General features: G+C 68.2%; 14 protein-coding genes. 2 read left to right on the top strand and 12 right to left on the bottom strand.

What is annotated here, in order from left to right; genetic code table 11:
- Nucleotides 1-12: 12 nt before the first annotated feature.
- The 5 genes from ACFPJ4_RS10760 to ACFPJ4_RS10740 all read right to left on the bottom strand — a co-directional run bounded on the left by ACFPJ4_RS10760 (nt 13) and on the right by ACFPJ4_RS10740 (nt 5,371).
- The gene (locus ACFPJ4_RS10760; RefSeq protein ID WP_386740410.1) at nt 13-1,185 is read right to left on the bottom strand and encodes a serine hydrolase domain-containing protein; all 1,173 of its coding nucleotides are present in this window, start codon (nt 1,183-1,185) and stop codon (nt 13-15) included.
- Nucleotides 1,182-2,162: a glycoside hydrolase family 68 protein gene (locus tag ACFPJ4_RS10755; RefSeq protein ID WP_386740409.1), complete on the bottom strand. Its 981-nt coding sequence runs from the start codon at nt 2,160-2,162 to the stop codon at nt 1,182-1,184. The genes ACFPJ4_RS10760 and ACFPJ4_RS10755 overlap by 4 nt, the downstream gene beginning before the upstream one ends.
- A 70-nt stretch (nt 2,163-2,232) precedes the next feature.
- A complete protein-coding gene (locus ACFPJ4_RS10750) occupies nt 2,233-3,057 on the bottom strand; it encodes a carbohydrate ABC transporter permease (protein ID WP_386740408.1) in 825 nt (274 codons plus the stop codon).
- Nucleotides 3,054-3,959 (bottom strand): carbohydrate ABC transporter permease, encoded by a 906-nt coding sequence (locus ACFPJ4_RS10745; protein WP_386740626.1) that lies wholly within the window; start codon nt 3,957-3,959, stop codon nt 3,054-3,056. The genes ACFPJ4_RS10750 and ACFPJ4_RS10745 overlap by 4 nt, the downstream gene beginning before the upstream one ends.
- A 71-nt stretch (nt 3,960-4,030) precedes the next feature.
- Complete coding sequence (locus tag ACFPJ4_RS10740) at nt 4,031-5,371, bottom strand: ABC transporter substrate-binding protein (protein ID WP_386740407.1); 1,341 nt, start codon at nt 5,369-5,371, stop codon at nt 4,031-4,033.
- A gap of 204 nt (nt 5,372-5,575) precedes the next feature.
- Between ACFPJ4_RS10740 and ACFPJ4_RS10735 the strand changes: the two genes are divergently transcribed.
- Entirely contained in the window at nt 5,576-6,670 is a 1,095-nt protein-coding gene (locus ACFPJ4_RS10735) for a LacI family DNA-binding transcriptional regulator (RefSeq protein WP_386740406.1), read from the top strand.
- 69 nt (nt 6,671-6,739) lie between these two features.
- Nucleotides 6,740-7,501, top strand: coding sequence for a FadR/GntR family transcriptional regulator (locus tag ACFPJ4_RS10730; RefSeq protein ID WP_386740405.1), 762 nt, complete (start codon nt 6,740-6,742; stop codon nt 7,499-7,501).
- Between the two features lie 24 nt (nt 7,502-7,525).
- Here ACFPJ4_RS10730 and ACFPJ4_RS10725 read toward each other — a convergent pair whose 3' ends face one another.
- From ACFPJ4_RS10725 to ACFPJ4_RS10695, 7 genes are read right to left on the bottom strand one after another with little or no spacing between them, the layout of a single operon-like run.
- Complete coding sequence (locus ACFPJ4_RS10725) at nt 7,526-8,548, bottom strand: aldo/keto reductase (protein WP_386740404.1); 1,023 nt, start codon at nt 8,546-8,548, stop codon at nt 7,526-7,528.
- On the bottom strand, nt 8,545-9,384 hold the full coding sequence (locus tag ACFPJ4_RS10720; RefSeq protein ID WP_386740403.1) for an amidohydrolase family protein: 840 nt from the start codon (nt 9,382-9,384) through the stop codon (nt 8,545-8,547). Before ACFPJ4_RS10720 ends, ACFPJ4_RS10725 begins: the two co-directional genes overlap by 4 nt.
- Complete coding sequence (locus tag ACFPJ4_RS10715; protein ID WP_386740402.1) at nt 9,381-9,722, bottom strand: L-rhamnose mutarotase; 342 nt, start codon at nt 9,720-9,722, stop codon at nt 9,381-9,383. Before ACFPJ4_RS10715 ends, ACFPJ4_RS10720 begins: the two co-directional genes overlap by 4 nt.
- Entirely contained in the window at nt 9,719-10,900 is a 1,182-nt protein-coding gene (locus tag ACFPJ4_RS10710; RefSeq protein ID WP_386740400.1) for a mandelate racemase/muconate lactonizing enzyme family protein, read from the bottom strand. Before ACFPJ4_RS10710 ends, ACFPJ4_RS10715 begins: the two co-directional genes overlap by 4 nt.
- Nucleotides 10,901-10,928: 28 nt before the next feature.
- Nucleotides 10,929-11,834, bottom strand: a complete 906-nt coding sequence (locus ACFPJ4_RS10705) for a carbohydrate ABC transporter permease (protein ID WP_386740399.1) — start codon at nt 11,832-11,834, stop codon at nt 10,929-10,931.
- 2 nt (nt 11,835-11,836) lie between these two features.
- On the bottom strand, nt 11,837-12,760 hold the full coding sequence (locus ACFPJ4_RS10700) for a carbohydrate ABC transporter permease (RefSeq protein ID WP_386740398.1): 924 nt from the start codon (nt 12,758-12,760) through the stop codon (nt 11,837-11,839).
- Between the two features lie 25 nt (nt 12,761-12,785).
- The gene (locus tag ACFPJ4_RS10695; protein ID WP_386740397.1) at nt 12,786-14,150 is read right to left on the bottom strand and encodes an ABC transporter substrate-binding protein; all 1,365 of its coding nucleotides are present in this window, start codon (nt 14,148-14,150) and stop codon (nt 12,786-12,788) included.
- Between the last annotated feature and the right edge of the window lie 41 nt (nt 14,151-14,191).

The following is a 14,191-nucleotide window of genomic DNA, read 5'->3' as shown; positions in this document are numbered from 1 at the left end:
GCCGGGCGAGTCTCAGTTCGCTGCAAGCTCCGACACGCAGTCGCGAACAGCATCGATGATCCGAGTCGCGCGCGGGTCGTCCGCCTCCATCCAGTTCGTGACGAAGGCGAAGCCGATCTCGTGGGTCGGGTCCGCGAAGGCCACCTGCCCGCCGGCTCCGTCGTGCCCGAAGCTCTGGGCGGTCAGATACCGTCTCGCCTCCGAATCGAGCTGGAACCCCATCGCCCACCGCGGCCACGGGCCGGGGACCGGGAACACGGGAGCCCCGGCGCTCTGCTCGACGAGGGCCGCTCCGAGTACGTCCGGTCCGAGGAGCCGCCGGCCGGATGTCTCGGAGACGGTCGCCGACCAGATCGCCGCGAGGTCCCGCGCGGTGGCGATCCCTCCGGCTCCCGGGATCTGAGCCGCCTGCAGGCGCGGATCGTTGAACCCCGGGGCGTCGGTGACGAGGTCGAGGGGCAGGGCACCGCCGAGCGTCATCGCACGAAGGGGCCAGTCCGGGTCGGACTGCTCCCTGAGCTGCTTCGTGGTCAGCTCGCGAAGCGTGGGGCCGACTGACAGATGCGCAACCCGATGCTGCTCGGTCGACGGGAGGCCGATCCAGGTATCGGGCGCCAGGTCGGCGAGCGCCGAGCGGAGGTAGTCGCCGACCGAGGTTCCCGTGACCCGTCGGATGAGCTCTCCGGCCAACCACCCGTGGGTGATCGCGTGGTACGCCCAGCCCTCACCCGGAGCCCAGAGCGGCTCCTCCGCCACCAGGTTGGCGATCGCACGATCCCACTGCAGGATGTCCTCGAGCGACATCGCCTGCCGCGGTGCCGAGAGTCCGGCTCGGTGGGCCAGGAGATGCTTGACACGCGATCGGGACTTACCCGCCTGACCGTACTCCGGCCAATAGGCGGTGACCAGCTCCTCGTAGTCGAGCCTGCCCTCCTGCACCAGCAGGGCCACGAGGAGCGACATCAGTCCCTTCGTCGACGAGAAGACCACGGAGAGGGTGTCCCGCCTCCATGGCTCGTCAGTGCGTGCGTCGGCCAGACCGCCCCAGAGGTCGACGACGGTGCGCCCGCGATGTCGGATGGCCAGGGCGCCGCCCATCCGCGGGTGGGTCTGGAATGCGCGGGCGAAGGCATCCCGCACCGGTTCCCAGCCCGCTTCGGATGCTCCGTCGATCTCGACGCTCATCGAATCGCCGTCACGTGCTCGACGCCGAGTCGCCCGTCGTCCGTCCACCGCAATGGAAGCGGGTCCGACAGGCGTCCCACGAACGCCTCGTCGCTTCCGATGTTCTCGAACCCCAGGAGCACCCACGAACCGTCGCGCTCCCGGACCGCGCGCCCCGCGTAGAGTTCCTCACCGATCACCAGCTCGGCGGACTCGATCGAGATGCCCGGGCCGAGCGGAGCCCCGGGCACGGCCCAGATGCCTCCGCGTCCCCCGGATGCCGCGCGCTCGCCCGCGAGATGAGCCGTGTCGCATGAGAACAGGATCACGTCCCGTCCCTCGATCTGGACGTACTGGAGCACCTCCAGGTGGGCGAATCCCCCGCCCGGAGCACTCAGCGGAGCACGCACCTGCCACGTCTCGAGGTCGACGGATGTCGCGTGGCCGACGACGCCGCGGTCCCGATCGTCAGGCAGCGCGCCACCGGCGCGGGCCGTGACGAGCATGTGCCAGCCGCCACCGAGCGGGTCCGGGAAGATCCATGGATCCCGCCAGGCCTCCTCCCGCCACGTGCCGTCGGCGATCGTCTCATACCACCGCGGGTCGGCTCGGCAGACCGCCTGGCTGCGCGTCGTCCAGCTCTCCAAGTCGGTGGACTCGGCGACCACGATCGTCTCGATGTTGGCGTTGCTGCTCGGAGAGGGGAAGCGGGACCCGGTGTAGAACATCCGCCAAAGGCCATCCGGACCGCGCAGCACGCTGCCCGTCCACGTCGCGGTCTCGTCATCCACTCCGACGGCTCCGGGTCCGATGACCACGCCTCGGTCCTGCCAGTGCACCAGGTCGTCCGAGACGGCGTGCCCGATCGTCGCGTTCCGATGACGCAGCTCGGGGTCGACGAGGGATTTCGGCGCTCGGAGGTAGAAGAGGTGGAAGCACTCTCCGTCATCGGCCACCCAGAAGTCCCAGACCCAGTGATCCGGTAACGAGAAGGTCATGCACAGACTCCTTGATCGGTGACACACGAGTAGCCCGGACGCGGAAGATGCCGCGCAGCCGAAGTGGCCGTCATCCCTTGACCGCGCCTTGGAGCAGGGCGCGGATGAACTGACGTTGGAAGATGACGTAGATGATGATCGTCGGCAGCATCACGATCAGGGCGGCCGCGAACAACAACGGCAGAGCGTCGATGTACTGGCCCTGGAAGGCGCCGAGCGCTCCCGCCATGGTGCGCTTGTCCGGGTCGTCGACGAGCACCAGGGGCAGCAGGAACTGATTCCAGGTCCAGAGGAACAGCAGGATGCCCAGGGCCGACAACGCGGGGCGCGCCAACGGGATCTGGATGCGTCGGAACTCCTGCAGGATCCCCGCACCGTCGACCCGCGCCGCCTCGGAGAGCTCCCGGGGAACGCCGAGGAAGTGCGCCCGCATCCAGAAGACCCCGAACGGCATGTACAGGCCGATCAGCGGAAGGATGATCGCCCACTGCGTATTGATCAGACCGTAGGCGGTGATCTGGTAGTAGAGCGGGATGATGATCGCCTCGAACGGGATCGTCAGGCCGAGGACCATCGCGACCAGCACGATGCGACCGCCGCGGACCCGCAGGTTGCCGAGGGCATAACCGGCCAGGGTCGCGAAGAGCAGACTGACCGGGACGACGACGACCACGATGAGCAGGCTGGAACCCAGCAGAACCCAGACGTGACCGACCGTGAAGGCGGTCACGAAGTTATCCCAGTGCGGATCGCTCGGCCAGGCGATCCCGGTCGGCAGCCGGTCGGCGGGCTGCAACGCGGCGGACAGCATGCTGAGCAGGGGCAGAACGGTGAGGATGAGGACCAGGAGCAGGACGACCCTGCCGACGATGACCTCGCGCTTGGAGGTGATCACGAGTTGTCCCGTCCGAAGCGCTGCACAGGCAGCACGACCGCGAGCACCAGAATCAGCAGCACGACCCCGAGCGCCGATGCCAGGCCGACCTGGCTCTGAACGAACGCGAGTCGGAAGATCGAGATCCCCGGCACCAGGGTCGTCGTGCCGGGGCCGCCCTTGGTCGTGGTGTAGATGATGTCGAAACTGCTCAGCGCCGAGATGATCGTGATCGTGACGAGCACGACGATCTCCTGCCGCACCCCCTGGAGGGTCACGGAACCGAAGAGACGGAACCAGCCGGCGCCGTCGATCCTCGCCGCCTCGTACAGGGCGGGATCGATCTTGCCCATCCCGGTCAGAAGCAGCACGGTGCACAGTCCCGTCAGCACCCACGATCCGATCAATCCGACGGCGGGCAGGGCGGTGGAGAAGTCGGCCAGCCACGAGCGGGAGAGGAAGCCCAGCCCGATCGAGTTGAGGATGCTGTTGATCGTGCCCGTCTGGGCGTACATCCACGACCAAGCGATCCCGGCGGCCACGAGAGGAACGATCTGCGGCAGGAACAGCACCGTACGCGCGGTCGAGGCGAACGGGCCGGGCTTCATGTCGCGGATGAGCGTCGCGAGAACGAGCCCGCTGACGACGGGGATGACCGTGAAGAACACGATCAGGATCAGGGCGTTCATGATCGGAGCCAGCAAGGTCGGATCCGTGAAGATCTGCACGTAGTTGTTCAGCCCCACCCAGCTGGATGCGCCGATGCCGTTCCACTTGTAGAAGGAGTACTGCACGGCGGTCAACAGGGGGTACACCACGAAGATCGCGTAGGCGACCACCGCCGGGAGCAGGAACAGCCAACCGGTGATCAGCGCTCGCCGCGCTCCCCGGGACAGCCGAGGAGAACGGGACGGAGCATGCACACCGGACGCCGCTTTCGCGTCGGCGGTCGAAGAGTCGACGCCCGCGATCCGCGGCGCCCGGTGTGCGATGCTCACTGTGCGGCCAGATCCTTCACGTAGAACGCCTGGATCGCCTTCACGAAGGCGTCAGGAGCCATCTTGTCAGTGAGCAGCAACTGCTCATCGGGCTGCAACGCACCCTGGTAGATCCCGGCGGTGGTGTTCGCGATGAAGTCGGTGAACCCATCGTCGGCGGCGACCTTGGAGGAGAGCTCCAGGGCCTTCTCGATGAGGGACCCCTTCTCGACGGACGGCAGCTTCTGCGACGGATCACCGCCGGGCGACGCGCCGGTCACATCCACCACGATCTGACGCGCCTTCTCGTTCGTGGCGATCCAGTTGAGGAAGTAGGCCGTGGTGTCCTGGTTCTTCGACTTGGCCGGCACGGCGAAGGTGTTCCCGGCGCCCATCGCGACGTACTTCCCGCCCTTGGTGGCGGGCGGCATCAGGAAGAACTGTGCGCCACCCTTGCCGAGCGCCTTGTCGACGTTTGCCGCGTCCCAGTTGCCGTCCCACATGAACAGCCCCTGCCCCCCGGTGAAGTTGGCGACCATCGTCGTGTAGTTGATCGCGTTCACGTCCGGCGGCAGGTACCCCTTCGTCGCCCAATCCTGGAACGTCGTCGCGCCCTTGAGAGACGCGTCGGTGTCGAAGGTGGCGCCCGACTTGTTGAACATCCAGTCGATCAGCTTGCTCTTGTCTCCGTACTGGTTGATCAAGGCCTGAAGCACGAAGGTGCCCACGCCGTCCTGCATGCCGGTCTGGATCGGGAGCACTCCCGCGTCCTTCGCCTTCTGCAGGTCGGCCTCGAGCTCGTCGATGGTCGCCGGGATCGAGGTGATGCCGACCTTGTCGGCCAGCTTCTGGTTCATGTAGATCCCGGTGACGCTGTAGCCCAGTCCGAACTGCCAGAGCGATCCCTCACCGCGCACGCCGGCCTTGGTCATGCGGGAGCCGGCCAGCTGTCCCGCCGGGAACTTGTCCCAGCCGTATGCGGTGAAGTACGGGTCGAGGTTGGTGAGCAGGCCATCCTTGACCGTCGACCCCAGGGTGGGAAGGCGGATCAGGTCGGGGGCGTCAGCGCTCGCCATCAGTCGGGGCGCATTGGCGATCAGGTTCTGGAAGCTGTCGCGAACCACCTTGAACGTGACGTTGGGGTGCTGTTTCGTGAATTCCTTGGCGAGGTCGGAGGTCACGGGGAAGCCGGTCTCATCCTGGATCTTGATCGTGACCTTCTTCGTGGTCAACGTCGTGCTGACCGAGCCGGACGCGGCCTGACCGGCGTTGGAGCTGCCCGGGGCACAGCCCGCGAGGGTGAGCAGCGCGACCGCGATGCCCGCCACGAGGGCGAGGGCGCGAGGGGATTGCCTCATGTGATGTGACTCCTTTGTCGTGGGCTGATGCAAGGGCGCGAGATCCACCCGAAACAGCTGTTGGCGCGGTTTTCCCGAGTGCTAAATGGGTTTAGCACCTGAATACTGCCGCCTCGTGCAGCCGGATGTCAAGTCCCGCCCGATGCAGAGCCCGCACGCGCCAGCGGCTACGCTGCTCGCTGAGAGAAGCAATGAGGTGATGCCGTGAGAGCCAGGCGAGTGACCTTGGCCGAGGTCGCGCGGCGTGCTGGAGTATCGCCCACGGCCGCGTCCATGATCCTCAACGGCCGGCCGGACACCCGGTTGTCGGCCGACGCGCACGCTCGGGTGAACGCGGCGGCGAGTGAGCTGGGGTACCGGCCCAACATCGGAGCGCGAGCTCTCAGAACCGATCGCTCATTCACGATCGCGTTCATCTCCGACGTCGTCGCGACGACTCGCTTCGCGAGCGGCCTGATCCGCGGAGCACTCGAAGAGGCCGAGACCTCGGGCCACGTCATGCTGGTGCTCGAGACCGGAGGCGAGCCCGCTCGCGAGAACGAGGCCATCGAGGCGGCCCTTGACCGGCAAGTGGACGGCATCGTCTTCGCCACCATGCGTGCCCGCGAGCTGTACCTGCCCGACCTCCCCGCGTCCACCCCCGTGGTCATGCTCAATGCCACGAACAAGCATTACCCGACCTCCGTGCTCCCCGACGAGGAGCGCGGCGGCCGCTCGGCGGTCGACCTGCTCGTCTCCGCGGGCCACAGCGACGGGATCGCGATCATCGGCCAGAACGACGAGGTCGAGAAGGATCTCTTCCGATCCGAGACCGTGGCGAGGCGGGTGCGCGGCATCCGCGATGAGATGCGGCACCTCGGGCTCGAGTTCGTCGCCGAGGAGTCCTGCTGGGAGTGGGAGCCGTCCAACGGGTACGCCGCGACCATGGCCCTGCTCGATCGTCGCGACGACGTGCGCGCCTTGCTGTGTATGAACGACCGGCTCGCGTTCGGCGCCTATCAGGCGCTCGCCGACCATCACCTCGGCGCGGGCCGCGACGTCTCGGTGGTGTCCTTCGACAACGACGAACTCGCTGCATATCTGCGGCCCGGACTCACGACCGTTGCGCTGCCCCACGAGCAGATGGGTCAAGAAGCGGTGCGCCTGCTTCTCGCGGGAGACCGGGGGCAGACTCCTCTCGAACGGCTGGTGCCGATGCCCGTCATCGAGCGCCAGTCGATCATGACCGGGTTGACCTCGACCTCCGCTGCCCGGGACGAGGCGGCCGCCCGGCTGGGGCGCATCCAGGTCGTCGGCTGAGGGCAAACGACCTCGGGCGGCTCGTGCCAGAAGACTCCGCCCGGACCGACATCTGGCTACAGTTCATCTATGTCCCTGGATCCGGTCAGCGCGGCGAGTCCCAGCTTTCCGCCTCGGCTGCTCTCCCGGCGGCTCGGCGTCGCCGTCGTGAGCGAGCTCGTGGAGCTGATCGTGACCGGTCAACTCCACGAAGGCCAGCTGCTCCCGCCAGAGGGTCCGCTCAGCGAGCACTTCGGAGTGAGCCGCACGGTGCTGCGAGAGTCGATCAAACGGCTCGAAGAGAAGGGCCTCGTGATCGTGGCACAGGGCCGCGGCACGCAGGTGGCCCGGTCGGGCAGCTGGAACATCCTCGACCCCGTCGTGCTCTCGGCGCTCATCGACAACGACCAGTCGTTGGGGATCCTCGACGAGCTGACGGTCGTGCGCAGCAGCCTGGAGTCGCTGATGGCGGGCGTGGTCGCGGCACGGCGCACCGACGACGAACTGCTCCGCATCGAACACGCGCTGACGGCCATGCGTGAGACCGAGCACGACAGCGATGCGTTCCGCCATGCCGACTTCCTGTTCCACATCACCCTGATGGAGCTGTCGCAGAATCGTCTCGCCGAGAACATCGCGAAGAGCCTGTACCGACGCGCCCTCGACAGCGCCCGTTATCAGGGCATGGGGCACGAAGGGGCGTTCCGGCTCACCCTCGAGGAGCATTCGCGGGTCGTCGAGGCGATCACCGCGAAGGATGTGCCGTCGGCTGAGAAGGCCATGCGCGACCACATCGAGGTCGCCTGGCAACGGCGCAGGTTCCCCACTCGACGCGAGTCGCGCAGAGCCTGACCTCGCCGGCCTCGGGGCCCGGCCTCAGCGCGGGTTCGAGGCCTTCCCCTCGGCGACTTCGAGCGAGCGGACCGCGCCGGGCGGGATGAGCCCCTCGGCCGCGAGATCGCTCCACAGAGCTGCGGGGATGTCGACCTCGGCCCGATCCACGTTCTCGTCGACCTCCCGCGCCGACCGCATGCCCACGACGACTCCGGCGACGGCCGGATGGAGCATCGGGAAGGCCAGCGCCGCGGCGGGCAGCTCCACGCCGTGCGATTCGCAGATCTCGGCGAGCGCATGAGCCCGCCGGACGATTTCGGCATCGGCCGGGCGGTGCTCGTAGCTCGCGTCCGGGGTCGGCCGGGCGGTCGCCAGCAATCCGGTCCCGTAGATCCCGACGGCGATGACGGGAACCCCGGCTCGCGCGGCGGGATCGAGCACGGTTTCGAGAGCGGAATGCTCGACCAGCGTGTAGCGGTTCGCGAGCATGATGACGTCGATCGAGCCGTTGCCGATCAGCTCCGCGAGCCCGCTCGTCGAGTTCGTGCCGACGCCGATCGCCCGCACAGCTCCCGCCTGCTTCAGGGCCGCGAGCGAGCGGACGCCCTCCTCGAGGGCACCCGGCCCGGCCTGATCGGGGTCGTGGACGAAGGCGATGTCGACGGCATCCACCCGCAGGCGCTCGAGGCTTTCGGCGAGGGAGCGCTCCGCACCGGGGAGCGAGAAGTCCCAGACCCGGGTGAGGTCACCCGGCACCGCGAAGCCGTCGTCGTCCTGGTCGGCAGGGTGCGGGTTGGGCACGATGAGCCGACCGATCTTGGTCGACAGCACCAGCTGCGTGCGCGGCAGGCCGGGCAGCACCTCGCCGAGGCGTCGCTCCGAGAGGCCGAGTCCGTAATGCGGGGCCGTGTCGAAGTAGCGGATGCCGCGATCCCACGCCCGCCGGATCGCCGCTGTCGCCTCCGCATCCGTCACGGCCGTGCGCAGGTTGCCGATCGGGGCTCCGCCGAAGCCCAGGAAGGGAAGCGGCGGCACGCCGGCGGCCAGGCTGCTCCCGAGTCTCATGCAGGCTCGATCCGGTAGACGCGACACGCGGTTCCGCCCGTGATCGCGTCGGTCTCGGCGGGCGACATCCCGGCCGTCACCCGCGTGACGGCCTCGTGCCAGCGGCGCGCGCCCCCGGTGAGCTCGACGAGCGGCCAGTCCGACCCGTACATGAGCCTGCTCGCCCCGAACGACGAGATCGCCGCCTCGACCACCGGGGCGAGGTCGTCGACGGTCCAGTCCGAGCGCCCCAGGGCGCCGCCGAGGCCCGAGAGTTTGGCGACGACATTGGGTCGCTCCGCGAGCGCTCGCAGCGCAGCCTCCCAGGCGGGCAGATCGTCGCCGCCGTCGAGCGGCGGGCCGCCGAGATGATCGAGCACGAAGGTGAGCGACGGATGCTCGGCCGCGACCCGTGCCGCCAGCGGCAGCTGCCACCAGCGCACCACCAGATCGAACGACAGCCCGGCCGATGCCAGGTGCCCGAGACCGCGTGCCACCTCGCCGCGCCCCAACCACTCGGGGTCGGGGTCGATGTGCACGAGGTGCCGGATGCCCGGCATCCGGTCGCGCTCCCCCATGCCCGCCAGTTGCGCCGGGACGTCGGCGGTCAGATCCAGCCAACCGACCACGCCGGCGATCCTCGCGTCGTCGATCGCGAGCAACCTCGCGGTCTCGGCCGCGCTGTTGCTCGACTGCACGACGACCGCGCGCTCGACGCCGACCGTCGAGAGCATGGCATCCAGCTCGGAGGCCCCGAAGTCACGGTCGATCGCGGCCATCGACACGGGGTCGATCCATGGCTGCGGATCGGTGCGCCGGTTCCACAGGTGCACGTGCGCGTCCACGGACCCGATCATGCCAGGTGCCAGATCTCCTCGAGTGGCTGCCAGAGGGCGCCGGGAACCGTCTCGGGCGCGATGCGCACCTGACAGGGATCGGTGTGCGTCCACCACTCCCGCGTCACCGGGTCCTCGGCGATGCGCGCCATGTCGGCGTCGTGATCCGTGCCGGTGTACTCGTAGTACGCGACGAGGGTGTGCTCGACGATGAAGATCGAGTAATTGGTGACGTGGCACGCGCTCAGGGTCTGCTCGACCTGCGGCCAGACGGCGGCATGCAATCGCAGGTACTCGTCGCGCAGCTCGGGTCGCACGCCGACGATCAGCGCGTGCCGCTCGACCGGTGAGTCCGTCACGACGACGCTCCCCCGATCGCGAACTTGAGCTGGTGCCCCGGCGACGCCTCCGGCACGTAGCGGAGCCCGGCCCGATCCGGACGCACGTGCGGACCGGATGCCTCAGCCGGCCGCGTCGCGCCCGCCGCCCGGATCGCCTCCTCGTCCACCCGGTAGCCGAGACCGGGCTCGTCGCCGAGCACGATGCCGCCATCGGCGAACTGCTGATCGACGGCGAGGCCGAGCGGGAAGGTCAGGTCCTGCACCTCGAAGATCAGGTGGTTCGGCACCGCCACGGCGGCGTGCGCCAGGGGGTTCCCGTTGTAGGTCACCGGGCTCACCGGAAGATCGTGGCTGTGCGCCACGGCGGCCACGCGCAGGAAGTTGGTGATGCCCCAGACGTTGCCGACCTGCACGATGTCGACCGCGTTCGCGGCGAGCAGGGGGCGGTACTGATCGAGTCCCGTGAGGTTCTCGCCCGTCGCGACCGCAGCACGGACGCCGGCCCCGACCTTCGCGAGCCCCGCCGCATCCCAGCGCCGCACCGGCTCCTCGATCCAGGTCAGCTCGAGACGCTCCTCGATCGCCGAGACGAAGCGGATGGCCTGCGTGCGGTTCCAGGCCTCGTTCGCGTCGAACATCATCGCCGGATGCGTCGAGTTGCGTGCCATCACGCCGCGGACCGCCTCAAGACGCCCGAGATCGTGATCGAGGTCGCGGCCGCCCTTGACCTTCGCCGCCACGAAGCCGCGATCGGCGAACTGCTCGTAGAGCGCCACGACGGCGTCGTCGTCGAGGGCGATCTCGAGCCCCGAGGCGTAGCCGGGAACGAACCGGTCGCGCCCGCCGAGGGTGCGCCAGAGCGGCTCCTGCGCCATCTTCGCCTTCAGGTCCCAGAGGGCCATGTCGATCGCGCCGATCGCGCCGAACACCGAACCGGCGTGCCCGGTCTTGAAGACGCGCGAGAGCATCCGGTCGTAGATGGCCGTGACCGCGCGCGGGTCTTCGCCGATCACGGCGCCGAAGACCCGATCGATGTCGGCGTGCGGTCCCAGGCCGATGCCCTCGAGGCCGCTGTCGGTCTCGAGGATCAGCACCGAGACCTCGGGGCTGTCGCCGTCCAGCACGCCGTTCACGTCGCCGGTGAGCCGACCCCTCTCGTGCACGGTGGTCAGGCTTCGGTATCCGGTGACCTTCACGGTCGGTCCTCCTCGGGGTGGTGGCGGGTCATTCCTTGGTCCCTCCTGCTGTCATCCCCGTCACCAGGAAGCGCTGGGAGAACAGGAAGACGATCAGGACGGGAAGCACCGAGACGATCGTCGCGAGGGCGAGGGTCGGCAACTGCACCGACTGGGCGCCCGCCGAGCTCGGGTTGAACGCGGGCGTCGACGCCAGCAGCGAGGTGAGTCCGACCTGCACGGGGTAGCCGTCGCTCGAGGGCAGCATCACGAAGGGCAGGAAGAAGTTGTTCCAGTTCTGCACGAAGCTGAAGAACGCGACCAGGGCGACGATCGGAGCGGCCAGCGGCAACGCGACCCGCAGGAACACCTGCAGCTCGCTGCAGCCGTCGATCCGGGCGGCGGCGAGCAGGTCGCGCGGGATGCTCGTCGAGAAGTAGATGTAGGTGAGGTACACGCCGAACGGGAAGAACGACATCGGCAGGATCACCGACAGCGGATTGCCGATCAGGCCGACCACGTTCAACTCGAGGAAGATCGGAAGCACGAGCGCCGTGTTCGGGATCAGCATCACCACGAGGGTCAGCACCAGCACGATCCGTCTCAGCCGGAACTCGGTGAGCGCCAGCGCGTAGCCCGCCGGGATGCTGGCCAGCAGGGTGATGACCAGTGCTCCGCCGGCGTAGAGCGCCGAGTTGCCGATCCAGCCGGTGACGGCGCCGTCCTCGAAGCCGAACAGCTGGCTCCAGTTCTTCGCGAGGTCGCCGAAGGTTCCCGGCGCGAAGGGGTTCTCGACGAGGAGCGCCTGGGGCGACTTGCCCGCGGCGAGCAGCAGCCACACGATGGGGATCGCGAAGAACAGCACGAAGAGCGCGAGCACGACGCCCAGCAGCGCCCTGCCGCTCCAGCCGGTCAGGCTGGGGCGCAGTGGTCGGCGCGCGGTGACAGCGGTCATGGTCAGTCCCTCTCGAAGAGTCCGCCGCGCGTCACGAAGACGGCGGACAACGCCAGCGCGAAGACCAGCAGCAGCAGCGAGATGGCTGCGGATCCGTTGAAGTCGTTCTGCTGGAACGCGTACTGGTAGGCGAGTTGATTGAGCGAGTAGTCATTGGGCACCACCGCGTTGCTCGCCTGCGAGAGGAGCTGCGGTTCGACGAACAGCTGCGTGCCGGCCGCAAGCGACATGATCAGCATGTAGGCGATCCACTTGCGCAGCAGGGGCAACTGGATGCGCAACGCGATCTGCACCCGATTCGCACCGTCGATCCGCGCGGCCTCGATCACGTCGCCGCTGATGTTGTTGAGCGCGCCGTACATGATCACGATCCAGCCGCCGGCACCCGTCCAGAAGGCGATGATCGCGAAGATCGGGGGCAGGTTCGCGGGCACGATGACGCTGAGGAAGCTGCTGAATCCGATCGCGTGCAGCAGCCCGCCGACCGGGCTCGCCGTCGGATCGAGCACGAACAGCCAGAGCAGCACGCTCGAGGCGCCGGCGAGCGCGCCAGGCAGATAGAACACGAGCCGCAGCCCCGTGCTCAGCCAGCGGATCGCGATGGAGTGGACGATCAGCGACAGCAGCACGACGAACACCAGAAGTGCGACCAGCCAGATCGCGAGATACAGCACGACGTGCACCACGGCCGGGAGGAAGCGGAAGTCCCCGATCACCTTGGTGAAGTTGTCCAGGCCCGCGAATCCGCCGTCGCCCGCGGTGAACGCCAGCACCACCGCGTACAGGGCCGGGAGGATGCCGAGGAAGACCATCAGGATCAGGTACGGCGAGACGAAGACGTAGCTCATCGTCGCCGACGTCGCGGCGCCCCGACGGGGCCGGCCGGCCGACTGCCGGCGCGGAGAGCCCGCGCCGGCAGTCAGCACTTCTGGGGGTGTGGCGAGTGTCACGTTATTTGACCGTGTACCCGTTCACCTTGGCCTGGTTGGCGATGGCGGTCTGCCATTCCGGCAGGAGGTCGACGATGTTCTTGCCGCTCGAGACCGCGGGGGTGATCGTCTTGGCCCAGATGGCCTCCTGGCTGTAGACGCCCGATCCCCAGCCGCTCCAGATCAGTGGCGCGGCGTCGATCACGGCCTTCAGCGGCGTCGCGTAGTAGCCGCTCGACTCCTGCTTCTTCACCCACTTGTCCGCCGCGGAGGCGAAGGCCGGGTAGCCGGGAGCCGAATCGACCTGGTAGTCGTCGGCCGTGGTCACGAACTCCACGAACTTGGCCGCGGCCTTCAGGTTCTTCGAGTGGCTGCTGATGAACCAGGTGCCGCCGCCGACGTCGCCGGTGACCGCATCCTCGCCCTTCCACGGCAGCGGAGCGGCGACGCCGAGCTGGCCCGCCGGCACGTTGAGCGAGTCCTTGTTGTTGAAGATGGCTCCCGCGTACCAGGCCGGGCCGGGAATCATGAGCACCTTGCCGGTGTAGCTCTTCAAGAACTCCGGGGTGAACACGCTCACCACGGGCACCGTGCCGTTGCTGCGCAGCGTGTCGAGCATCGACGCGGCCCGCTTGCACTCCGTGCTGCCGGTGTTCACGGTCACCGACTTGACCCCGGTGATGTCGTTGGCCTGGCACTTGCTCGCCCAGAAGTAGACCTCCGGCGTCCAGGCGTCACCCGCGGCGCCGATGATGTACCCGGGGTGCTCCTGGGCCACCTTCTTGCCCAGGGCCTCGTACTCCTCCCACGTCGTGGGCAGCGCGTAGCCGAACTGGTCCATGAGGGTCTTGTTGTACCAGAGCACGTTCTGCGCCAGGTCGTTGCGCAGGCAGTACACCTTGCCGTTGACCGTGCAGGGGTCAAGCGAGCCCTTGGTGAAGCCGTCGAGGGTCGACGAGGGCACCAGCCCGCCGTTCAGCGATGCGGCGAAGGCCTGCTTGCCGCCGGAGGGCTGGCTGGCCCAGGCCGCGTCGTTGTTCTGGGTCGAGAACACGACATCCGGCCATCCGCTGCCGGAGCGGTCGAACAGCTGCATCTTGGTGCGGAACGAGTTGGAGCCGTTGGCCGAGCCGTCGTAGGTGACGGCCTTCACCTTGACGTCGGGATTCGCCTTCTCGAAGGCGGTGACGGCGGCGGCCCGATCGGAGTCGGCCCACACGGTGATGGTCGCCTTGCTGTCCTGGGCTGCCTGGGGGAAACCGTACGAGCCGGCGCCGGTGGCGCCGGCGCTGCTGCAGCCGGCGAGGACGAGCGCGGCGAGCGCCGCACTCACCGCGACCGCGCCCGCGCGACGACCGCGGCGTCCGGCAGATGTGATTCGGAACATGTGGGGTCCTTAGGGATTGTCGACTTCGTTGACGACTGCGA

The sequence above is a fragment of the Lysinimonas soli genome (genome assembly GCF_042655435.1).
Lineage (GTDB): Bacteria > Actinomycetota > Actinomycetes > Actinomycetales > Microbacteriaceae > Lysinimonas > Lysinimonas soli.
The sequence above is the reverse complement of the archived record's forward strand: the minus strand, read 5'-3'. Positions and strand labels throughout refer to the sequence as shown.

Bases quoted from the DNA above. Each gene is read 5' to 3' on its own strand.
- ACFPJ4_RS10705 (WP_386740399.1), bottom strand. From the start codon at position 11,834: ATGACCGCTGTCACCGCGCGCCGACCACTGCGCCCCAGCCTGACCGGC.
- ACFPJ4_RS10725 (WP_386740404.1), bottom strand. From the start codon at position 8,548: ATGAGACTCGGGAGCAGCCTGGCCGCCGGCGTGCCGCCGCTTCCCTTC.
- ACFPJ4_RS10720 (WP_386740403.1), bottom strand. From the start codon at position 9,384: ATGATCGGGTCCGTGGACGCGCACGTGCACCTGTGGAACCGGCGCACC.
- ACFPJ4_RS10695 (WP_386740397.1), bottom strand. From the start codon at position 14,150: ATGTTCCGAATCACATCTGCCGGACGCCGCGGTCGTCGCGCGGGCGCG.
- ACFPJ4_RS10760 (WP_386740410.1), bottom strand. From the start codon at position 1,185: ATGAGCGTCGAGATCGACGGAGCATCCGAAGCGGGCTGGGAACCGGTG.
- ACFPJ4_RS10730 (WP_386740405.1), top strand. From the start codon at position 6,740: ATGTCCCTGGATCCGGTCAGCGCGGCGAGTCCCAGCTTTCCGCCTCGG.
- ACFPJ4_RS10755 (WP_386740409.1), bottom strand. From the start codon at position 2,162: ATGACCTTCTCGTTACCGGATCACTGGGTCTGGGACTTCTGGGTGGCC.
- ACFPJ4_RS10740 (WP_386740407.1), bottom strand. From the start codon at position 5,371: ATGAGGCAATCCCCTCGCGCCCTCGCCCTCGTGGCGGGCATCGCGGTC.